Below are 19,191 nucleotides of genomic sequence, written 5' to 3' on the forward strand. Positions count from 1 at the left end.
GGTGGAGGAGTTCGTCGCCGGTGGTGGGGAAGACCGCGAGCAGCGGACCTGTTCCGGCCCCGGCTCCAGGGGTGCGGAGGCGGGGCCGGCGCGGATCATCGGAAGTGTGACCACCGTGCAGGCGCCGGGGAGCGCGGCCAGGGACGGCGGCGAGACGTATGTCTGGTACGCGGCCTACGGCTCGAACATGGATCTGGCCCGGCTCGGCCACTATCTGCGCGGCGGCCCAGGCCCCGGCCGGTCCTATCCCGGCTGCCGCGATCCCCGGCCGCCCCGCCGCTCCGTTCCGCTGATGCTGCCGGGCTCGCTCTATTTCGCCACCCGTTCCCCGGTCTGGGGCGGTGGCCGCGCCTTCTACGACCCCGAGGACACCGGGCGTCCCACCGCCGCCCGCGCCCATCTGCTCACCGTCGGCCAGCTCTCCGACATCGCCGCCCAGGAGATGTACCGCGAGCCCCGCGTCGATCTGGACCTTCGGGAGGTCCTTGCCCACGGCCGTGCCCGGCTCGGCCCGGGCCGGTACGAGACCCTGGTGGCGGCCGGGGAGGCGGACGGCCACCCGGTGCTGACCTTCACCGCGCCCTGGCGGGCCGCCGATGCGGAGCCGGTCCCGCCCGCCGCCGCCTATCTGCGCACCCTCGGCCGCGGGGTGGCCGAGGCGCACGGCTGGGATGCCGAGCGCACCGGCCGCTATCTGGCCGCCTGCCCCGGCGCGGCCGGGCACTGGACGCCCGCGGCCGTCGCCGCCCTGCTGCGGCCCGGTGCGCCGGCCCCGCGCTGAACCGCCGCCGGCCGCCGTGCACGACCGCCATGGAGAACGAAATCGATCAGAAACGATCCGAATGACTCAGCTCCTGTCCGGCCTCTTGACTCGGTCACCGGCTCGGTGGAAAGTGCCTGGCCAGGGTTGGGAGCGCTCCCAAGTCCACTCGCCCCTATCTGGGAGCGCTCCCACCCTCAGAGTCCGCCGATTTCCCTCTGCCCAGCCACCGGGAGCCGACGTGCAGACACGAAAGAACCGCAGATCAAGAGCCCTGCTGATGGCTGCCGCCGCCACGGCCGGCCTGCTGCTGGCGGCCACCACATCGTCCGTGGCCGTCGCCGGTGGCGGTCACCACGGGGGACACCACGGCGGTCACCATGGCGGTCACCATGGCGGTCACCATGGCGGACACCACGGCGGTCACCACGGGGGACACCATGGCGGTGTGAAGAAGCCCGTCGCCAACCGCTTCTATGTGCCGCCCGCCAACCCCGGGGCCCTGGACCAGATCGCCGAGCTGGAGGCGGCCGGCCAGCAGGAGGACGCCGATGGCCTGCGCGCCCTGATCGGCACCCCCCAGGCCGTCTGGCTGACCGGCCAGGAGGGCAGCAACGTCAAGCACGACGCCCGCCGCGTGGTGAAGAACGCGGCGCGCAAGCGGGCCATGCCGGTGCTGTCGCTCTACAACGTCCCGGGCCGCGACTGCGCCCAGTACTCGGCCGGCGGCGCCGCCAACACCGCCGAGTACCAGGAGTGGATCGACGATGTGGCCAAGGGCATCGGCAGGCACCACGCCCTGGTCATCCTGGAGCCCGACTCCCTGGCCCTGATGCCCGGCGACTGCGGCCAGGACGACGAGGAGGGCACGCTGACCGCCGCCCGCTTCGAGGAGGTCCGCTACGCGGTGGACAAGCTCGGCTCCCTGCCGAACACCACCGTCTACCTGGACGCCGGCCACAGCAACTGGCACAGCGTCAACTCCATCGTGCCGCGCCTGCTGGAGGCGGATGTCGCGGACGCCCGCGGCTTCTACCTCAACCCGTCCAACTACCAGCCGGACGAGGATCTGGCCCACTACGGCACGCTGATCTCCGGCTGCCTGGCCTACGCCGCCGAGGGCGGCGACCCGGCCTCCTGCCCCAACCAGTGGTGGCCGCGCGAGGACGCGCTCGGCTGGCTCGCCGGAAATGTCACCACCGACCAGGCCGACTGGCCGAAGTTCGTCACCGACACCAGCCGCAACGGCCAGGGCCCGTGGACCCCGCCCGCGGACACCTACCCGGACCCGCAGGACTGGTGCAACCCGCCGGACCGCGGCGCCGGTAAGCGCCCCACCACCGAGACCGGCAATCCGCTGATCGACGCCCACCTGTGGATCAAGATCCCGGGCGAGTCGGACGGCCTGTGCCTGCGCGGCACCGAGGGCCCGGAGGACCCGGCCCGCGGCATGGTCGACCCGCCCGCGGGCACCTGGTTCCCGGAGCAGGCCCTGGAACTCGTCCGTTACGCCAATCCGCCGCTGCTCGGCTGAGCCGCCGCCCGGACGGCGTACCGCCCACCCCAGAACGTGCCCGTGCGCGGCCGGCGGACGACTCCGGCCGCGTCCGGTGCACCCACCGCGTGGGGCGTGAGCCCCGCGTGGCGCCCCCTGGTCCCCGCCCTGGTCCCGCCGGACCCGGGCGGGGACGAAGCGCGTCCGGTCGCGCCGCTCAGCCGATGCCGAAGAGCGGGCCGGTGAGGGTCAGCCCCAGATCGTCGCCCGCGTACGAGAAGAAGGCCAGCAGCATCAGCGCCGCACCGCCGAGCCCCAGGTCCTTCATGAAGTGGATCATCTCGTTCTGCCGCGCCGCCGGATCGGTCTCCGACCAGAAGCGGTGCATGATCAGCGGGGTCGGGATGACAAAGGCGGCCAGCAGCAGCGCTCCCAGGTCGGCCCAGATGCCCAGCAGCACCATCAGGCCGCCGACGAGCTGCATCACCCCCGTCACCACCGTGGCCTGGGTGGGCAGCGGCACCCCCTTGGAGGCCGCGTAGCCGGACATGGCCCGGGTCTGCGTCAGATGGTTCAGCCCCGAGCCGAGAAAGACCATGACGAACAGAATGCGCCCGATCAGCACCAGGACGTCCATGAGGGCCTCCCGCCTTCAGGAGTTCGTCCGCACCTCTCACGCTAGCCCCGCCCCACCGGCCCCGCACGCGCACCCGCGCGGTGCCCGCGCAGTGGCCGCGCGTTGACGCGGGAGGGCGGGGTCAGAAGGATGGGCAGCGTCTTGGCGGGAAACCAGCAGAATGTGTGTGTGGACGGGGTGCGGATGGACGGGCTGGTGCTGGACGGCCGGTACAGAATCGGGCAGCAGCTCGGCGAGGGCGGCATGGGCGCCGTGTACGAGGCCCAGGACCTGCGGCTGGAACGCGTCGTCGCGGTGAAACTCCTGCACGGGGTGTCGCTGCGCCGCGATCCCCGGGCGCGTCAGCGGTTCGAGCGGGAGGCAAAACTCCTGGCCGGCCTGACCAGCCCCTTCATCGTCACCGTGCATGACGCCGGGGAGGCACCGGCCGTCACCGAGGGCGGCCAGCGGCTGCTCTACCTGGTGATGGAGCGGCTGCACGGCCGCTCGCTGGACGACACCATCGCGGCCCGCGAGCTGCCCCCGCTGCGGCTGCTGGTGCAGTGGGGCGAGCAGATCTGCCGGGCGCTGGGGGTGGCGCACGACAGCGGGGTGATCCACCGGGACCTGAAGCCGGCCAATGTCATGGTCGGCACCGACGGCCTGGTGCGGGTGCTGGACTTCGGCATCGCCGCGGTGGTGGCCGATTCCTCGGACAATCACCGGCTCACCTCCACCGGGCTGGTGGTCGGCACCCCGGCCTATATGGCGCCGGAGCAGATCGAGGGGCAGCGGTTCGAGAAGCGCACCGACCTCTACGCGCTGGGCTGCATTCTGTACGCGCTGGTGACGGGCCGTCCGCCGTTCGAGTCGGACAGTCTCTACACCCTGATGCGCCAGCAGATGACCCGTCTGCCCGAGGCGCCGAGCATGGTCCGGCCGGGGGTGCCCAACGAGTGGGACGCGCTGATTCTGCGGCTGCTGGCCAAGCAGCCGGAGGAGCGGCCGGAGAGCGCCGCGGAGGTGCTGGAACTGCTGGCGCACCTGCCGTGCCCCGAGGTGCCGGCGCCGGCCCGGGCGGCCGGCGGCGCCGCGGCTGCGGGGGACGCCGGGGAGGGCCCGGAGGCCGGACAGTCCGGGCAGTCCGGGCAGTCCGGGGAGGCCGGGGGGTCCGGGGCGCGCGGTTACGCGCCGACCACCGTCGATCCGCGGCTGGCGGTGCTCACCCCGTCGGTCGGCACCACCATTCCGCTTCCGGAACCCGAGCCGGGGCCCCGGCCGGAAGCCGTGCCGGTGCCGGGGGCCCGGCCGGCGGCGGAGGCCGGGGCACCGCGCGCGGGCGTGCTGCAGCCGGGCGGGCGCTCCGGTCCGCTGCCCGGCGAGGCCCAGCGGCTCACCGTCCGCATCACCTGGAGTCCGCAGCCGGGGCCGGCCATGCAGCCGGAGGTGGACGCCAGCGCCTTTGTGGTGGACGGCCCCGGCGAGGTGCTGAGCGATCTGCATTTCGTCTTCTACAACAACGTCGGCGCGCCCGATCAGAGCGTGTGGCTGGACGCGCCGGAGCCGGGCGCCAACGAGCGGCAGGTCGGGGTGAGCATTCCGCAGTTCCCGGCGAAGGCGCAGCGGGTGGTGCTGGCGCTGTCGATCCACGCCGCGCAGGAACGCGGGCATCACACCGGGCTGCTGCGCCGGCTGACGGTCCGGGTGTCCGACGCGGACAGCGGCGTGGAGCTGTGCGGCTACCGGATGCCGACGGGGGCGCCGAACGCCTCCGCGATGACCGTGGGGGAGCTGTACCGGGGCCCCGGCGGCTGGGGGTTCCACGCGGCGAGCTGCGGCTATCTGGGCGGTCTGCTGGAGATCGCGCAGACCTACGGGATCAACGCCGGCTGACGCCTTCCGGCTACCGCCTGCTACCGCCGGCTGCCGTTCCGGCCGGCGTCCGGCGGGCTGCCCCGCTCGCGCCGCAGCCGCCGCACGATCACCGCCAGATCGGCGCCGGCCAGCAGGGTGACCACGGCGGCGATGAGGGTGAGCATCCGCAGATCGTCGGGGCTGGGGCGGTCCCCGGCGTCGCTGGTCAGCCACCACACCAGGAACAGCACGGTGAGGAAGACGAATACGGGGACGAAGACCAGGGACAGCAGCAGCCGCAGGCCCACCGCGCTCTGCGCGGTGACCGGCTCGTCCCCGGTGCGCGGGAACCGCCGCCCCAGCAGCCCGGACCGCGACCGCGGCACCCCGCGCTCCGGCCGCTCCGGCCGCTCGGGGTGCTCCGGCCGCTCGGGGCCCTCCGGGCGCTCCCCTTCATGCTGCACCACGGTGCTCCTCCTCGCCCCGCCGTCCGGCGGGGTCAGCTTGCGACGATGACGATGGCGTAGGCGATGAAGAAGGCCACGAAGGAAGCGGCGAGCAGCACGATCAGCAGGAGCGGGACGGGGCCCCAGCCCCTGGTCGGGTTGTGCGCCTCGTAGGGGCCGGTCTCGGACATACTGCCCTCGGCCGGGGGCGTCTCGCCGGGCCGGCTGGTGCCCCGGCCCTCCCCCGGAGGCGGCGGTTCCGGCCGCGCCGGCGAGGCGCCGCCGCCGGGCCGGTCGTGTCGGGGCTCTGCCTGGTGCGTCATGGGATCCGGTCATCTCCCTTGGGCTTGCCCCACTGCCGCGGATTGCCGTGCGGCGGGGCGGAGAACGGCTGCGGCGAGGTGCCCGGCTGCACCGGCGAGCCGGTGCGGGTGGCGTCGGCGTGGCCGGGGCGGCCCTCGCCGCCCGGGGTGGGCGTGGCGCCCGCCTGGAGGTCGGCCAGGCGGTGGGACAGCAGCCGCACCACGGCCGGGCGGTCGGCGTGCGCACGTTCGTAGGCCAGCAGCTTCTCCAGCTCGCCCGGGCCGAGCGAGCGGATGCGGTGCTCCAGTTCCCCCGGGGTGAGCTGGTCGTATCCCGGGATGGGAAGCTCCTCGCGGGGGTCGTTGGGAGGCATGTTCATGGGCCCCGGGTACCCCTCGGGTGTTCCGGAAACCGTCCCCGAAACCGTCCCCCGTCCTCCCTCCCCTCCGGCGGGGACCGCCGCGGTGCGCTCAGCGGGGAAGCTGGGGCAGGACCTTGGTGCGGTACAGGTCGAAGAAGCCGCGCAGATCCGGGCCGATCTGGGCCATCACCACGGTGTCGAAGCCGGCCTCGGCGGCGGCGGTCATCGAGCGGATGTGCTCCTCGGGGTCGTCGCCCAGCGGCATCGGGCCGTTGCGCACCTGCTCCTCGGTGACGAGCTGGGTGGCCTGCTCGAAGAAGGTGGGGGTGGGCAGCACCGAGCCCAGTTCGCCGGGCAGGAAGCTGTTGGGCCAGCGGCGCAGCACGGTGCGCACGGCGGCGTCCCGGTCGGTGTCGTAGGCGCACTTCAGGCCGGTGAAGGAGGGCTTGTCGCCGCCGCCGTGCTCGCGGAACCGGCTGAGCATGCCGGCCTCCGGGCCGGTGTTGATGTAGCCGTCGCCGATCCGGGCGGCAAGGTCGGTGGCGACGGGGCCGTAGCCGGAGATGTCGATCGGCACCGGCTGTTCCGGCCTGGTGTACAGCCGGGCGTTCTCCACGGTGTAGTGCCGGCCGCGGTGGGTGATCTCCTTGCCGGTGAAGAGTTTGCGGATCACCTCGACGGCCTCCTCCAGCATTTCCAGCCGGACGGGCGCGGTGGGCCAGGCGGTGCCGAGGATGTGTTCGTTGAGCGCCTCGCCGCTGCCCACGCCGAGCCGGAACCGGCCCTGGTGCTGGACCGCGGCGGTGGCCGCGGCCTGCGCCACGACCGCCGGGTGGATGCGCAGGGTGGGGCAGGTCACCGCGGTCTGCACGGGGAGCGAGGTGACCTCGGAGAGGGCGCCGATGACCGACCACACGAACGGGCTGTTGCCCTGCTCGTCGTTCCAGGGGTGGTAGTGGTCGGAGATCCACAGGCATTCGAATCCGGCGGCCTCGGCCATCCGGGCCTGCTCGGCCAGCTCGCGCGGGCCGTAGTCCTCGCAGGACAGCATGTAGCCGTAGGTCTTCCGGCGGGTGCTGGAACCGGTCATGGCGGCCGGGCCTCCTCTGTGCGTTCCGCGGTCGGGTCCGGGTCGCGCGCCGGGTAACCGTGCCCGGGGCCGGAAAACCCGGAATGCCCCGGCGGGCCGTGGCACCCGCGGTGCGGCGGCCCGCCGGGGCGGTGGGCGGGAGGGGGACGGCCGGGCGGGATCAGACGAGCTGGGCGCGGCCGAAGAGAAGGGCGTAGCCCTCGGGAAGGCGGTCGATGATGCGGTCGGTCAGCTCGTCACCGGCGAGCTGCGCCACCGTGCTGAGCACCGAGCTGACGTCCCAGCGGGCGGTGTCCTGGCCGGCGCCGCCCAGCCGGAGCGCCACATGCTCGACGAACTCGGCGCCGCGCAGCGGCCGGCTCGCCGGGACCTGGCTGCCCAGGACGCGGGCCGCCTCCGGGGGAAGGCGGGCGGCGAGCGCGGCGCGCTCGGCGTCCCCGAGGTGGCCGCCCAGGGCGGACAGCACGACGCGGATCACCCGCTCGGCCTCCCGGGTGGTGGGATACTGCCCGAACTCTCTTACTTGCTCGACACATTCGCTCCACCGCATGTGTTGCTGCTCCTTGTTCCATGGCCGCCGGGGCATCGGGCGGGAGGTGAGGGTGTGAGGGGTGAGGGATCAGGGGCGAGGGGGACGGGGAGCCGGAGGCCGCCGGTCCGGCGCCGGTCACAGGCTGGCCGCCGCCGCTCGGGCCCTGCTCAGGCGGGGATCCGCGGTAAGGCCGATGCCGATGCCGCTGCCGCTGCCGCCGTCGCCGGTGGCGGTGGCGGTCCGGCGGGGCCCGGCGGGGTCCGCGGCCGGCCGGGCCGGCCCTGCGCCATGTGCATGTCTCCACCTCGCAAACGCTCGCAACGGGAGTTGCCGGCTGACAACGGAGCGGCAGCCGCGGTGCCGCCGCGCCGCCCGGTCAGGGACGGCTGCCGACGCCGGTGGCGAATTCGTCGAGGCGGCCGTGCGGCAGCCGGGGGGCCAGCGGCGGGGTCTCCATGCCCGCGCCGCGGCGCATCCCGTCCAGAAACGAGTCCAGGGTCAGCTCGGCGCCGTGCCGCGGTGACCAGCCCAGTTCGCCGGCGGCCCGGGCGCAGTCCAGCAGCGGCACCCGCATCAGCAGGTCGAACAGGTGCGGCGAGGCGGGGGTGAGATGGCTGTGCCAGCCGGCCGCCACCGCCGCCCGCAGCACCGGGCGCGGCATCCGCACCGCGCGCGTCCCCAGCAGCCGGGCCAGCATCGCGGCGTCCACCGACGGTTCGGCCGCCAGATTGAACGCGCCCTGCACCGGCAGGGTCACCGCCAGCCGGTAGGCCTCGGCCGCGTCCTTGCTGTGCAGCACCTGGAAGCGCATGCCCGGCACATCCGGCACCATCGGCACCGCACCGGACCGCAGCAGCCGGTTGGGCAGCAGCGGTCTGGCGAAGATGCGCCGCTGCTGCGCCGCCGACTCCGGCTTGAAGATGAAGCCCGGACGCATCCGCACCACCCGGGTGTCGGTGTTGTCCCGCTCGAAGATGTCCAGCAGGCGCTCCACATAGGCCTTCTCCCGGCTGTAGGCGGCCTGCGGCCAGCCGTGGGTGGGCCAGGTCTCGTCCACCGGGGTGTGCTTCGGCCCGGGGGAGTAGGCGCCCACCGAGGAGGCGTAGACCAGCGCGGGGACGCGGGCCGCCGCCACGGCGCGGAGCACATGGGCGGTGCCCTGGACATTGGTGCGCCAGGTCCGCGCGGGGTCGTGGGTGGGCTGGATCAGCCAGGCCAGATGGACCACCGCGTCGGCGCCCCGGAAGTGCTCGGTGAGCTGCTGCTCGGCCCGGTCGCCCACACCGATGTCCACGGTGGCCCAGGTGGTCTTGGCCACCGGCCAGTCGGCCGGCTCCCGGCGGGCCAGGCCCAGCACGGATTCCACGGTGGCGTCGGCCGACAGGGCGCGGACCAGGCTGCTGCCCACGTTCCCGGTGGCGCCCAGCACCACCACCCGCAGGCCGCGGGCGGCGCTCCCCGATCCGGTCATCTGCCGTCCCCTTCCCGCTTGTTCTTCCGCTCGTTCTTCCGCTTGCCGTTCGCACTCGCATCGCCTCGCATCGCATGGGCCGTCCCGGTGATACGGGGCGGGCGGCGCGATGACCGCGGGTACCCGTGCCGGGCCAGGCAAAACGCCGCCGTGGCGGTGCCCGTTTCCTTCCGGTGGCCGGCCGCGGGATGCGCCGTGGCCGAAAGTGCATACGATGGACAAGCGGGCGGATATCGCAGAGGCCATGCCGGCGGCCGTGCGATGGGCTCGGCCCATGCCCCCCGATACAACGAGCATCGAGGAATAAACACGCTCCACTTTGGGAGAGAGCGTCATGACCACAAAGGCTCGAACGACCGGCAAACAACGCGGATCGCATCCGCATGATGACGCTCCGGACACGTCCTGGGAATTGCGGCGCATGGCAGCCCTGCCCGACTGTCCCGAACGGCGGGAACTGTGCGACAAGGTCATCTGCGCCTGGATGCCGATGGCCGGACGCATCGCCCGCAATTTCCGGGACCGTGGAGAAGCGCTGGAGGACCTGGAGCAGGTCGCGGCGCTTGGCCTGGTCAAGGCGGTGACCCGGTTCGAGCCGGGTCGCGGCTGCGCATTCGAGAGCTACGCCGTCCCCACAATTGTGGGGGAGGTGAAAAGGCATTTCCGGGATCATATGTGGGGCGTGCATGTGCCGCGCCGCACGCAGGAATTGCGGAACCGTGTCCGCTCGGCGATCCAGCAGCTCGACCACCGCGTCGACGACCGCACGCCCAGTGTGCAGGAAATCGCGGATTTCTCCGGTCTGACCTGTGAAGAAGTGCGGACCGGAATGGAGGCGCTGGAGAGCTACCGTCCGCTTTCCCTGAATGCCGAACTCGGCAGCGGCGAGGACGGTTACTCGCTGATGGACACCTTCGGGGTGTCCGAGCCCGGTTACGACCGGGTGCTGTTCCGGGAGGCGGTGAAGCCCCGGCTGCGCGAGCTGCCGGAGCGCGAGCGCCGCATCCTGTATCTCCGGTTCTTCAAGGGAATGACCCAGAGCCGGATCGCCCGCCAGATGGGCATTTCGCAGATGCATGTGTCCCGGCTGCTCGCCCGCACCTGCGAGCGGATCAGGGAGCAGGTGGAGGAGGAACGCGGGCGCCGCGGCCGGGCGGCCACCGGCGGCGAGGACACGCCGTAGGTGTGACGGACGGCGTGTCTGGCGGATGAACGCCGTACGGCCGGGCAAGCATCGGGGCCGTGCGCCGCATTCGCCCCGTACCCCGTCATTCCCCCACCGACGTCCCCGACGTCCCCGAGGTCCCCGGCGTCCCCGGCGTCCCGGGCCTCGGCGAGGACCTCCCCGCAGCCGCCGGGCGCCGGCCGCGCCCGGCGGCTGCGGGACGCGTGCTGCCGTCGGCGCTGGCGCTCGGCTGCTGCGCCGTGCTGCTGCTGGCCGGACCGGCGGCCGGCGGCGGCCGGGAGCCGGAGGGGCACCGGGCCGAGTCGCAGACACCCGAGGCGATGGCCGAGGAGGTCGAGCGGCTGCGCGAGGAGGCCGCCGAGGCCAGCGAGCAGCATGAGATGCTGCGCCGGCTGGGCGTGCAGCAGGAGCGGGCGCTGAGCCGGATGCGCAGCGGGCTGGCCGAGGAGCGGGAGCGGGTGGAGCTGCTGCGCTCCATGATCGGCCGGCAGGCCGCCTCCCAGTACCGGACGGGCGGCGGTTCCGGCACCGGTGAGCTGGCCAGACTGCTGCTGGCCGACACCCCGGAGGAACTGCTCGCCCGGGCTCAGCTGGTGGGCCGCGGCGAGCTGAGCGTGCGCAATCTGCTGGCCGAGGCCGAGCGCGCCGAGGCGGCGCTCGCCCGCGACGAGGAGACCGCCGGGGCGCTCGGCGACTCCCTCGCCCTGCTGGCGGGGGAGCAGAGCCGGATGCTGACCTCGGTGACGGAGAAGCTGGCCCGTGCCGAGGAACGGCTGGCCGAGCTGGAACGCGCCCGGCAGCGGGCGGCCGGCGGCGCGGGCGCGGGCGCCGGCGCCGGCGGCCTCTGTGCCGTCTCGCTGCGGGACACCGCGGGCCTGGCCGCGCCCGCCGTGGCGGCGGAGTGGACGGCCCCGGTCGAGGCGGCGGATTCGGTGCTCTCCGCGGGATACGGGCAGAGCGGGGAGCACTGGGCCGACCGGCACACCGGGCAGGATTTCGCGGTGGACAGCGGCACCCCGGTGCTGGCGGTGGGCAGCGGCACCGTGGTCGCCGCCGAGTGCGGCGACGGCTTCGGGCACCAGATCGTGATCCGGCACGACAACGGCTATTTCAGCCAGTACGCGCATCTGTCGGTGCTGGAGGTGGCGCCGGGCACCCGGGTGGGCACCGGCCGGCGCATCGGGCTGTCCGGCGACACCGGCAACTCCTCCGGTCCGCATCTGCACTTCGAGATCCGGCTGACGCCGTATCTCGGCTCGGGCATCGACCCGGTGCCCTGGCTGCGCGATCACGGCGTGGACCTGCCCGGCCGCTGACCGGCCGTCGTGACCCCCGCCCGCCCGGTCGGAACGCGGGCGGGCATAAGCCGCATATCACCGCAGAACCCTCCCGGGATCCGCTCGCCCCTTGACAGACTTACAGTGTATGGCGCTACCTTACGCCGTACGGTCTTCCACCTTACGCCGTACGGAAAGCGGCGGGCCGGACTGCGGAAGCGGGGATCTGACATGCGGACCGAAACCACCACACCCAGACCGTCCCGGCCGCCCGCCCCCGGCGGGGATGTCCTGGCCCGCAGGGGCGAGCGGCTCGACGGCCACCACACGCCGGAAGAGGCACCCCTCGCGGCAGCCACCGCCACGACGACCACCGAGGAGCAGCGATGACCCGCCGCAAGCCCGGCCGGACGGGCGGACCCGAGGGAACGGACCCCGGCACCCGGGACACCGCGTACAGCGGAGACAGCAGGGACAGCGGAGACGCCGCGGACAGCGGAGTGATGAACGCGTGGGCCTGGGACCGCTACGGCTCCCCCGATGTGCTGCGCCTGCGCCTCACCACCCTGCCCCGCCCCGGCCCCGACGAGGTGCTGGTACGGGTACGGGCCGGCTCGGTCAACCCCTACGACTGGCGCCATCTGCGTGCCGACCCCGCCCTGATCCGGATCGACAAGGGACTGCGCCGGCCCAAGCCCGGCCTGGTGCTGGGCGCCGATCTGGCCGGCGTGGTGGAACGGACCGGGCCCGGCGTCAAGGACTTCCGCCCCGGCGACGAGGTCTTCGGCGAGGTCACCCTGGGCGCCTTCGCCGAGGCCGTGGCCGTCCCGGCGAAGACCCTGGCGGTCAAGCCGCCCGGCCTGAGCTTCGCCCAGGCCGCCGCCCTGCCCATGGCCGGGGTGACCGCCCTCCAGGGCCTGCGCGACGCCGGGCGGCTCACCGCCGGACAGCGCGTCCTGATCACCGGCGCGGCCGGCGGCATCGGCACCTTCGCCGTCCAGCTGGCCAAGGTCTGGGGCGCCGAGGTCACCGCCGTGGCCGGCCCGGACGCCGCCGTGCTGCTCCGCTCGCTCGGCGCGGACGAGGTCATCGACCGCACCCGGGAGGACTTCACCGAGCGCGGACCGCACTGGGATGTGCTGCTGGACATCGCGGGCGACCGGCCGCTGTCCCGGTACCGGCGGGCCCTGGCCCCCGGCGGCACCCTGGTGATGGTCGGCGGCATCGCCGGGCACGGCGGCCGGCTGCTCGGCCCCGCCGGGCAGATCCTGCGGGGCATGCTCGCCCAGCCGTTCGTCCGCGGCCACCGCATCACCCGGTTCATGGCGTGGCCCGGGACGGAGGATCTGCAACTGCTGGCCCGCCTGGCCGCCGAGGGGAAGGTGACGCCCGTGATCGACCGCTCCTACGGCTTCCGCGAACTGCCCGAGGCCCTGCGCTACCTGGAACGCCGCAAGGCCCGCGGCAAGGTGGTCTTCACCATGTGACCGCCGGCCGGCCGCCGGCCGGCCGGGCACGATCCGGCCGCCGCCCCCGCACCTCGGGGAAGGTCCGCCGGCCCGGCGGCTTCCCCGAGGTCAGGAGCGCCGCTGCGGGTAAGGTTCCTGGGGGAGGTGGCATCCGATGGGCACGCGCACCGGTACCGGCACCGGGGAAACGACCGGCCGGCAGCAGCCCCGCCTCCCGCTCAGCCGGGAGCGGGTGCTGCGGGCCGCCGTGGACCTCGCCGACCGGGACGGCCTGGAAGCCGTCACCATGCGCCGCCTGGCCCAGGACCTCGGCGTCGAGGCCATGTCCCTCTACCACCACGTGGCCAACAAGGGCGCCATCCTGGACGGCCTGATCGAGGTGGTGCTGGAGGAGATCGCCGAGGCCGCGGACCGGGCCGAGGCACCCCCCGCCGGGCAGGACTGGCAGGCCGCGCTGCGGGCCCGCATCCTGGCCGCCCGCCAGGTGCTGCTGCGGCATCGCTGGGCGCCCCGGCTGCTGGAAGAGAGGGCCGCCCTCAATCCGCGGCTGATCGGCTACTTCGAGGGCCTGCTCGGCATTCTCCGGGCTGGCGGCTTCTCCTGGGATCTCGCCCACCACGCCCTGCACGCCCTGGGCAGCCGGGCGATCGGCTTCGCCCAGGAGCTGTTCACCCCGGACGACCGGGACGCCGCCTACGACGAGGCGACCGAGATGATCGCGCAGATGGCCGAGCGGCTTCCCAACCTCACCGGGATGCTGGCCGAGGTGATGCACAACGACCCGGACTCCACCCTCGGCTGGTGCGACGACCAGTTCGAGTTCGAGTTCGGACTCGATCTCCTGCTGGACGGGCTGGAACGCCGCCGCGCGGCCGGCGGCCCGGTCCGCCCTCGCAGGTCTTAGCCGCGCCTATGCCCACAGGGCCCCGGCCAGGGCGCTGCCGAGCAGCACCGCGCCGAGCGCGGCCACCACGCTCACCAGCACATTGAGCGCGGCCGGCAGCCGGGCGCCCTGCTGGGCCAGGCGCAGCGTCTCGTAGGAGAAGGTGGAGTAGGTGGACAGCGCCCCGCACAGCCCGGTGCCCAGCAGCAGGGCGAGCTGCTGCGAGGCGGCACCGGCCAGCACCGCGCCGGTGAGCAGCCCCAGCCCCAGCGAGCCGGCCACATTGGCGGTCAGCGTCCCCCACGGGAACGGCGAGTCGTGCCGGGCCTGCACCGCCCGGTCGGTCAGATAGCGCAGCGGGGCGCCGGCCATGCCGCCGGCGATCACCAGAAGCCAGTTCACGGCCCCGCTCCGTCCCGGGAGCCCGCGGGGGCCGCAGGGCCGCCGGGGGCCGCCGCCGGGGGCAGCGGCCGGCGGCGCCGCAGCAGTATCCCGCGGGTGACGGTCCAGCCCAGCCAGACCGCGGCCAGCGACAGCAGCGGGGTGATCAGCAGCGAGCTGAAGGCCGCCGCGCCCCGCCCGGCCCCGGACAGCTCCTCGAACGCCCCGGCGTAGGCGGAAAAGGTGGTGAAGCCGCCCAGCACCCCGGTGCCCAGGAACGGGCGCGCCAGCCGGTGGGTGCCCGGACGTTCGCCGACCACCGCCATCAGCACGCCGATCAGGCCGCAGCCCACCGCGTTGACGGTCACCATGGACCAGGGGACGCCGCCCCCGGCGGCCGGCCAGAGCAGGGTCAGACCGTAGCGGCCTGCCGCGCCGGCCCCGCCGCCCAGCGCCACGGCCGCCAGCACCGCGCCCTCGCCGCGCCGCCACCGGGCCGCCGCGGCCCGCCCGGTCCGCCCGGTCCGCCGGGCGGTGCGACGGCGCCTCCCGGCGGGCGGCGCGCTGTGCGCGGGCGCGGCATGGTCCATCGCCCCATCATAGAGCGGCGCCGCGGCCCGTCCGGCGGGCTCAGGCGGACTCGGACTCCGGCTCCAGCCGCTCGCGGCCGGGGGGCCGCAGCCGCTCGGGCTCCTCCGGTTCCGGGCGCAGCCGCTCGGGCTCCTCCGGCTCGGGCCGCAGCCGTTCCGGCTCCTCCGGTTCCGGGCGCAGCCGCTCGGGCTCCTCGGGTTCCGGCCACAGCCGTTCCGGCTCCTCCGGCTCGGGGCTGAGCCGGTCCGGATCGCCCTCGGTGCCCACCGGCCGGACCCGGCCCTCCAGCATGGCGCCCAGCCCCATCACCGCGCACAGCGCGGGGTCCTCGGCGACCTCCACCGGCATGCCGGTGGAATCCCGGATGGTGCTGTCCAGGCCGGGGAGCTGCGCGGCGCCGCCGGTCAGCATCACCCCGCGGTCGGCCAGATCCGCCACCAGGTCGGGCGGGCAGGCGTGCAGCACCGTGCGGATGGCGTCCAGCAGCGCGGTCAGCGGGGTGCGCACCGCGAGCCGCAGGCTCTCCGGGTCGATCCGCACGGTACGGGCCAGCCCGGTGGCCACGTCCCGGCCGTGCACCTCGGCGGCGGCCCGGCCGTCCCCGTCGCCGGTGGCCAGCACCAGGTGCAGCGGGCGCACCGCCTGGCTGGGCAGCAGCAGGTCGTGGTGGTTGCGCAAGTGCTGCACCAGTGCCCGGTCCACGGTCTCGCCGCCCATCGCGACCTTTTCGGCGGCCACGATGGAACCCAGCGAGAGCACCGCGACCTGGCTGGTGGCGGCGCCGCACTGGACGATCATGGTGGCCTCTGGCTGCTCCACCGGAAGCCCGGCGCCGATGGCCGAGGTGATCAGTGAGTCCACCAGTTCGACCCGGCGGGCGCCGAGGCCGATCAGGGTCTCGTAGGCGGCGCGGCGGGCCAGCGGGTCGGCCTCGTGCGGAATGCAGGCGGCGACCCGCAGCAGCGGCTTGCGGCGCAGCGCGCGGCGCAGCTTGGTGCCCACCATGGCGCGCAGCATCCGCTGGGCCATCTCGATGTCCACCACGGTGCCGCCGTTGATCGGCTTGATGACGCGGATGTTGGCCGGGGTGCGGCCGGCCATCCGTTCCGCCGGTGTCCCGACGGAGATCAGGGCGCCGTTGCGGGTGTTGACGGCGACCACGGACGGTTCGTCGACGATGAGGCCGGTGTTGCGGAGATAGACACGGGTGCGCGAGGCGCCGAGGTCGGCGGCCACGGTGCAGCGACGCAGGTGGTCAAGGCTGACGCTCATGTTCCTCATCGTGTGCCGGGCCCCGGGCCGCCGCCCCCCGAGCGCGGCCACCCGGGGGAGCCCGGCCCGGGCCCTGCGGCGGGCCCTGCGGCCGGCTCTGCGGCGGGCGGCGGCTCAGGGAGCCGCGGCGGTGGGCGCGGCCTCCGGGCGGGGGCTCGGCCGGGCGAACGGGCTGAACTGGGTGTCGTGCAGTTCGCGGTAGCGTCCGCCCGCGGCCAGCAGTTCGTCGTGGGTGCCCTGCTCGACGATCCGGCCCCGCTCCAGTACCAGGATGCGGTCGGCGGCGCGCACCGTGGACAGCCGGTGGGCGATGACCACGGAGGTCCGTCCGGCCAGCGCCTCGGTGAGCGCCTCCTGCACCGCCGCCTCGGAGGTGGAGTCCAGATGCGCGGTGGCCTCGTCCAGGATCACCACCCGCGGGCCGGCCAGCAGCAGCCGGGCGATGGTCAGCCGCTGCCGCTCCCCGCCGGAGAGCCGGTAGCCGCGCTCCCCGACCACCGTGTCCAGGCCGTCCGGCAGGGAGCGGACCAGTTCCTCCAGCCGGGCCCGGCGCAGCGCGTCCCACAGCTCCTCCTCGGCCGCGTCCGGCCTGGCCAGCGCGAGATTGGCCCGCACGGTGTCGTGGAACAGGTGCCCGTCCTGGGTGACCAGGCCCACCGCCCGGTGCAGCGAGCGGGTGGTCAGGTCGCGGACGTCGGTGCCGCCGATCCGCACGCTGCCCGCGTCGGCGTCGTACAGCCGCACGGCGAGCTGCGCGAGGGTGGACTTGCCGGCGCCCGAGGAGCCGACCAGGGCCACCATCTGCCCCGGCCCGGCCCGGAACGACACCCCGTGCAGCACCTGCTCGCCGCCCCGGGTGTCCAGCGTGGCGACCTCCTCCAGGGACGCCAGGGAGACCTTGTCGGCGGCGGGGTAGGCGAAGTCGACGCGGTCGAACTCCACCGACAGGCCGCCCTCCGGCACCGGCCGGGCGTCCGGCTTCTCCCGGATCAGCGGGGTCAGGTCCAGCACCTCGAACACCCGCTGGAAGCTCACCAGCGCGCTCATCACCTCCACCCGGGCGCCGGCCAGCGAGGTCAGCGGCGCGTACAGCCGGGTGAGCAGCAGGGCCAGGGCGACCACCGCGCCGGCGTCCAGGCTGCCGCGCAGCGCGTAGTACCCGCCCAGCCCGTAGACCAGGGCCAGGGCCAGGGAGGAGACCAGGGTGAGCGCGGTGATGAACAGCATCTGGAGCATGGCGGTGCGGATGCCGACGTCCCGCACCCGGCGGGCGCGGGCGGCGAACTCGGCCGACTCCTCCTCCGGCCGGCCGTAGAGCTTGACCAGGGTGGCGCCGGGCGCGGAGAACCGCTCGGTCATCTGGGCGCTCATCACGGCGTTGTGATTGGCGGCCTCCCGGGACAGCCGCGCCAGCCGGACGCCGGTGCGCCGGGCGGGCAGCACGAACACCGGCAGCAGGGCCAGGGCCACCAGGGTGATCTGCCAGGAGATGGTCAGCATCACGCCCAGCGCCAGGGCCAGCATCACGACGTTGGACAGCACGCCGGACAGGGTGTCGCTGAAGGCCCGCTGGGCGCCGATGACGTCGTTGTTGAGGCGGCTGACCAGGGCGCCGGTGCGGGTACGGGTGAAGAAGGCCACCGGCATCCGCTGCACATGGTCGAAGACGGACTGCCGCAGGTCCAGGATCAGGCCCTCGCCAATCCGGGCGGACAGCCAGCGGGACAGCAGCCGGATGCCCGCCTCGGCCACGGCGAGGGCGGCGATCAGCAGCGCCAGATGGACCACGGTGGCGGTGGCGGCCCGGTCGGTGATCGCGTTGACGACCCGGCCGGCCAGCACCGGGGTGGCCACCGCGATCAGCGCGGTGACCACGCTCAGCACCAGGAAGAGGATCAGTTCGGTGCGGTGCGGCCGGGCGAAGCGGGCGATCCGGCGGAGCGTGTCCGGCGAGAGGGGCCGCTGGTCCTGCCTGGCGTGCCGCTGGTTGTACAGCGCGTTCCAGGCGGTGATCTCCATGCTCATGCCGCCGACTGTAGAAGCTCAAGCATTCTTGAGGTCAAGGCCCGCGGCGGGGTGCCGTCACCGGCCGGTGACGTCACTGGCGTTCGGCGAAGACGATCCAGGTCCGGCCGGGGTCGAAGGGCAGCGGGCCGCCGCCGTCGGCCGCGGTGAAGGAGGTGCCGGAGCTGTCCGACGGCCGGGACCACTCGGCCTCGAAGGACTGCCCGTCGCGCAGCACCAGCGCCTCGCCCGACCCCACCGTCTCGACATACGGAGTGGCCGGGAACCGCTCGGACGGCGGCATGTCCACGTACTGCACCACCACCGTGTCGGCGGTGAGCCGGTCGCCGCTGCCGGCCGCCGTGGCCGGTTCGCCGTCGAAGGAGACCAGCCAGCTCTGCCGCTCCTCCGACCAGGTGAAGGTGAAGGACGCGCTCGGGTAGGTCACCGTGTGCTCGGCCGCCGGGGTGCCGTCCGGCGGCGCCGCCTCGTCGAAGCGCAGCCCGATGTCCTGTGCCGGGGTGGCCTCCGGGGCGGCGGCCAGCGCCTCCTCGGGCCGCAGATACAGGTTGTGCGGGGCGTTGCGGTCCTCGTCCCGGAAGAAGCCGTCGGGCAGCGTTTCGGGGTTGAGCGGGAACAGCGGCGCCTCGGCGAGGTCCGTCAGCAGCGCGGTGCGCACCCCCGAGTAGGCGAAGGCGGGCTCGCCGAACTGGGCCAGAAGCTCCAGATCGGATTCCCGGGCGCTGCGCACCGGCCCGGCCGTGTCGGGCACGGTGGAGGAGTAGACGGCCACCAGGCGGCTCAGCCCGCCCTCCACCTTCTCGGCGTAGACCAGGTCCGCGTCCTCCAGCCCGGTGTGCGGGCGGGCGTCGGGGTGGTTGTCGAGCTTGGTCACCAGGACCGGTCCGGGCTCGCCCGGCAGGCCGGTGAACGGGTGCTGCTCGGCGGCGGGGGTGTCGCCGTTGCCGCCGTCGTCGTCGGCGCTGTCCTGCGCGGCGCAGCCGGCCATCGCCGCGGCGCCGAGCAGCACCGCGGCCAGCAGGGCCGGCAGCCGCCGGGCGGCGCCGCGGGCACCGGCCCCGGGCCCGCCGCCGGGTCTGCCCCCCGGTCTGCCCCCCGGTCTGCCCTCGGGGGCGGAGTCGCGGGACGCAGGGGTACCGGGCATGGCGATCATCACTCCTCGGGGTCGGCGCACCATGC

At 74.3% G+C, this 19,191-nt stretch carries 20 protein-coding genes and 1 pseudogene; 8 read left to right on the forward strand and 13 right to left on the reverse strand.

What is annotated here, in order from left to right:
- Positions 1 to 97: 97 nt before the first annotated feature.
- Positions 98 to 781, forward strand: a complete 684-nt coding sequence (locus BM242_RS20780; RefSeq protein ID WP_425443900.1) for a histone deacetylase — start codon at positions 98 to 100, stop codon at positions 779 to 781.
- Positions 782 to 1,025: 244 nt separating this feature from the next.
- Here the strand turns inward: BM242_RS20780 and BM242_RS30460 are convergent, their stop codons facing one another.
- Positions 1,026 to 1,190 carry a hypothetical protein gene (locus tag BM242_RS30460; RefSeq protein ID WP_245834338.1) on the reverse strand — a complete coding sequence of 55 codons (165 nt, stop codon included), beginning with the start codon at positions 1,188 to 1,190 and terminating at the stop codon, positions 1,026 to 1,028.
- Between the two features lie 18 nt (positions 1,191 to 1,208).
- Here BM242_RS30460 and BM242_RS20785 point away from each other — a divergent pair, with 18 nt between their 5' ends.
- Positions 1,209 to 2,294, forward strand: a complete 1,086-nt coding sequence (locus BM242_RS20785) for a glycoside hydrolase family 6 protein (RefSeq protein ID WP_245834340.1) — start codon at positions 1,209 to 1,211, stop codon at positions 2,292 to 2,294.
- 178 nt (positions 2,295 to 2,472) lie between these two features.
- Here the strand turns inward: BM242_RS20785 and BM242_RS20790 are convergent, their stop codons facing one another.
- Positions 2,473 to 2,892 carry a DoxX family protein gene (locus BM242_RS20790; protein ID WP_093840402.1) on the reverse strand — a complete coding sequence of 140 codons (420 nt, stop codon included), beginning with the start codon at positions 2,890 to 2,892 and terminating at the stop codon, positions 2,473 to 2,475.
- 129 nt (positions 2,893 to 3,021) lie between these two features.
- On the opposite strand from BM242_RS20790, the gene BM242_RS20795 reads away from it, so the two are divergent.
- A complete protein-coding gene (locus tag BM242_RS20795; RefSeq protein ID WP_093840403.1) occupies positions 3,022 to 4,764 on the forward strand; it encodes a protein kinase domain-containing protein in 1,743 nt (580 codons plus the stop codon).
- A 20-nt stretch (positions 4,765 to 4,784) separates the two neighbouring features.
- On the opposite strand, the gene BM242_RS20800 is transcribed toward BM242_RS20795, so the two are convergent.
- The 6 genes from BM242_RS20800 to BM242_RS20825 form a co-directional block, all read right to left on the reverse strand.
- Positions 4,785 to 5,192, reverse strand: a complete 408-nt coding sequence (locus tag BM242_RS20800) for a DUF6343 family protein (protein ID WP_425443895.1) — start codon at positions 5,190 to 5,192, stop codon at positions 4,785 to 4,787.
- Between the two features lie 32 nt (positions 5,193 to 5,224).
- Entirely contained in the window at positions 5,225 to 5,494 is a 270-nt protein-coding gene (locus BM242_RS20805) for a DUF6480 family protein (RefSeq protein ID WP_175541507.1), read from the reverse strand.
- The gene (locus tag BM242_RS20810) at positions 5,491 to 5,853 is read right to left on the reverse strand and encodes a DUF8129 domain-containing protein (RefSeq protein ID WP_425443896.1); all 363 of its coding nucleotides are present in this window, start codon (positions 5,851 to 5,853) and stop codon (positions 5,491 to 5,493) included. Before BM242_RS20810 ends, BM242_RS20805 begins: the two co-directional genes overlap by 4 nt.
- Positions 5,854 to 5,944: 91 nt before the next feature.
- Positions 5,945 to 6,925 carry a TIGR03557 family F420-dependent LLM class oxidoreductase gene (locus BM242_RS20815; RefSeq protein ID WP_093840404.1) on the reverse strand — a complete coding sequence of 327 codons (981 nt, stop codon included), beginning with the start codon at positions 6,923 to 6,925 and terminating at the stop codon, positions 5,945 to 5,947.
- A gap of 160 nt (positions 6,926 to 7,085) precedes the next feature.
- Positions 7,086 to 7,475, reverse strand: a complete 390-nt coding sequence (locus tag BM242_RS20820) for a DUF2267 domain-containing protein (protein ID WP_342746989.1) — start codon at positions 7,473 to 7,475, stop codon at positions 7,086 to 7,088.
- Positions 7,476 to 7,833: 358 nt separating this feature from the next.
- On the reverse strand, positions 7,834 to 8,928 hold the full coding sequence (locus tag BM242_RS20825; RefSeq protein WP_093840406.1) for an NAD-dependent epimerase/dehydratase family protein: 1,095 nt from the start codon (positions 8,926 to 8,928) through the stop codon (positions 7,834 to 7,836).
- Between the two features lie 334 nt (positions 8,929 to 9,262).
- Between BM242_RS20825 and BM242_RS20830 the strand changes: the two genes are divergently transcribed.
- The 5 genes from BM242_RS20830 (at position 9,263) to BM242_RS20845 (ending at position 13,764) form a co-directional block, all read left to right on the forward strand.
- Entirely contained in the window at positions 9,263 to 10,111 is an 849-nt protein-coding gene (locus BM242_RS20830) for a SigB/SigF/SigG family RNA polymerase sigma factor (protein ID WP_093840407.1), read from the forward strand.
- Positions 10,112 to 10,170: 59 nt separating this feature from the next.
- Entirely contained in the window at positions 10,171 to 11,430 is a 1,260-nt protein-coding gene (locus tag BM242_RS20835; protein WP_139238393.1) for a M23 family metallopeptidase, read from the forward strand.
- Between the two features lie 192 nt (positions 11,431 to 11,622).
- Complete coding sequence (locus BM242_RS29585) at positions 11,623 to 11,781, forward strand: hypothetical protein (protein ID WP_175541508.1); 159 nt, start codon at positions 11,623 to 11,625, stop codon at positions 11,779 to 11,781.
- Positions 11,778 to 12,878 (forward strand): NAD(P)-dependent alcohol dehydrogenase, encoded by a 1,101-nt coding sequence (locus BM242_RS20840; protein WP_342746990.1) that lies wholly within the window; start codon positions 11,778 to 11,780, stop codon positions 12,876 to 12,878. Before BM242_RS29585 ends, BM242_RS20840 begins: the two co-directional genes overlap by 4 nt.
- Before the next feature lie 136 nt (positions 12,879 to 13,014).
- On the forward strand, positions 13,015 to 13,764 hold the full coding sequence (locus BM242_RS20845; protein WP_093840409.1) for a TetR/AcrR family transcriptional regulator C-terminal domain-containing protein: 750 nt from the start codon (positions 13,015 to 13,017) through the stop codon (positions 13,762 to 13,764).
- Between the two features lie 6 nt (positions 13,765 to 13,770).
- Here BM242_RS20845 and crcB read toward each other — a convergent pair whose 3' ends face one another.
- The 5 genes and pseudogenes from crcB to BM242_RS20875 all read right to left on the reverse strand — a co-directional run bounded on the left by crcB (position 13,771) and on the right by BM242_RS20875 (position 19,156).
- Positions 13,771 to 14,145 (reverse strand): fluoride efflux transporter CrcB, encoded by a 375-nt coding sequence (crcB, locus tag BM242_RS20850; protein ID WP_093840410.1) that lies wholly within the window; start codon positions 14,143 to 14,145, stop codon positions 13,771 to 13,773.
- Positions 14,142 to 14,714: a fluoride efflux transporter FluC gene (locus BM242_RS20855; protein WP_093840411.1), complete on the reverse strand. Its 573-nt coding sequence runs from the start codon at positions 14,712 to 14,714 to the stop codon at positions 14,142 to 14,144. The genes crcB and BM242_RS20855 overlap by 4 nt, the downstream gene beginning before the upstream one ends.
- A 265-nt stretch (positions 14,715 to 14,979) precedes the next feature.
- Positions 14,980 to 15,987 (reverse strand): annotated as a pseudogene (locus BM242_RS20865) (rod shape-determining protein); the annotation flags it as partial.
- A gap of 114 nt (positions 15,988 to 16,101) precedes the next feature.
- Positions 16,102 to 18,012, reverse strand: a complete 1,911-nt coding sequence (locus BM242_RS20870; protein ID WP_093840412.1) for an ABC transporter ATP-binding protein — start codon at positions 18,010 to 18,012, stop codon at positions 16,102 to 16,104.
- A gap of 73 nt (positions 18,013 to 18,085) precedes the next feature.
- Positions 18,086 to 19,156, reverse strand: coding sequence for a DUF3048 domain-containing protein (locus tag BM242_RS20875; protein WP_093840472.1), 1,071 nt, complete (start codon positions 19,154 to 19,156; stop codon positions 18,086 to 18,088).
- Positions 19,157 to 19,191: the final 35 nt, after the last annotated feature.

The organism is Streptomyces aidingensis (genome assembly GCF_900112355.1).
In the GTDB taxonomy this organism is placed as follows: Bacteria; Actinomycetota; Actinomycetes; order Streptomycetales; family Streptomycetaceae; genus Streptomyces; species Streptomyces aidingensis.

Excerpts from the sequence above, each read along its gene's own strand:
- BM242_RS29585 (WP_175541508.1), top strand. The coding sequence starts at position 11,623 with ATGCGGACCGAAACCACCACACCCAGACCGTCCCGGCCGCCCGCCCCC.
- BM242_RS20845 (WP_093840409.1), top strand. The coding sequence starts at position 13,015 with ATGGGCACGCGCACCGGTACCGGCACCGGGGAAACGACCGGCCGGCAG.
- BM242_RS20790 (WP_093840402.1), bottom strand. The coding sequence starts at position 2,892 with ATGGACGTCCTGGTGCTGATCGGGCGCATTCTGTTCGTCATGGTCTTT.
- BM242_RS20825 (WP_093840406.1), bottom strand. The coding sequence starts at position 8,928 with ATGACCGGATCGGGGAGCGCCGCCCGCGGCCTGCGGGTGGTGGTGCTG.
- BM242_RS20870 (WP_093840412.1), bottom strand. The coding sequence starts at position 18,012 with ATGAGCATGGAGATCACCGCCTGGAACGCGCTGTACAACCAGCGGCAC.
- BM242_RS20830 (WP_093840407.1), top strand. The coding sequence starts at position 9,263 with ATGACCACAAAGGCTCGAACGACCGGCAAACAACGCGGATCGCATCCG.
- BM242_RS20815 (WP_093840404.1), bottom strand. The coding sequence starts at position 6,925 with ATGACCGGTTCCAGCACCCGCCGGAAGACCTACGGCTACATGCTGTCC.
- BM242_RS20795 (WP_093840403.1), top strand. The coding sequence starts at position 3,022 with ATGGGCAGCGTCTTGGCGGGAAACCAGCAGAATGTGTGTGTGGACGGG.
- BM242_RS20840 (WP_342746990.1), top strand. The coding sequence starts at position 11,778 with ATGACCCGCCGCAAGCCCGGCCGGACGGGCGGACCCGAGGGAACGGAC.
- BM242_RS20820 (WP_342746989.1), bottom strand. The coding sequence starts at position 7,475 with ATGCGGTGGAGCGAATGTGTCGAGCAAGTAAGAGAGTTCGGGCAGTAT.
- BM242_RS20855 (WP_093840411.1), bottom strand. The coding sequence starts at position 14,714 with ATGGACCATGCCGCGCCCGCGCACAGCGCGCCGCCCGCCGGGAGGCGC.
- BM242_RS20875 (WP_093840472.1), bottom strand. The coding sequence starts at position 19,156 with ATGCCCGGTACCCCTGCGTCCCGCGACTCCGCCCCCGAGGGCAGACCG.
- BM242_RS20805 (WP_175541507.1), bottom strand. The coding sequence starts at position 5,494 with ATGACGCACCAGGCAGAGCCCCGACACGACCGGCCCGGCGGCGGCGCC.
- BM242_RS20810 (WP_425443896.1), bottom strand. The coding sequence starts at position 5,853 with ATGAACATGCCTCCCAACGACCCCCGCGAGGAGCTTCCCATCCCGGGA.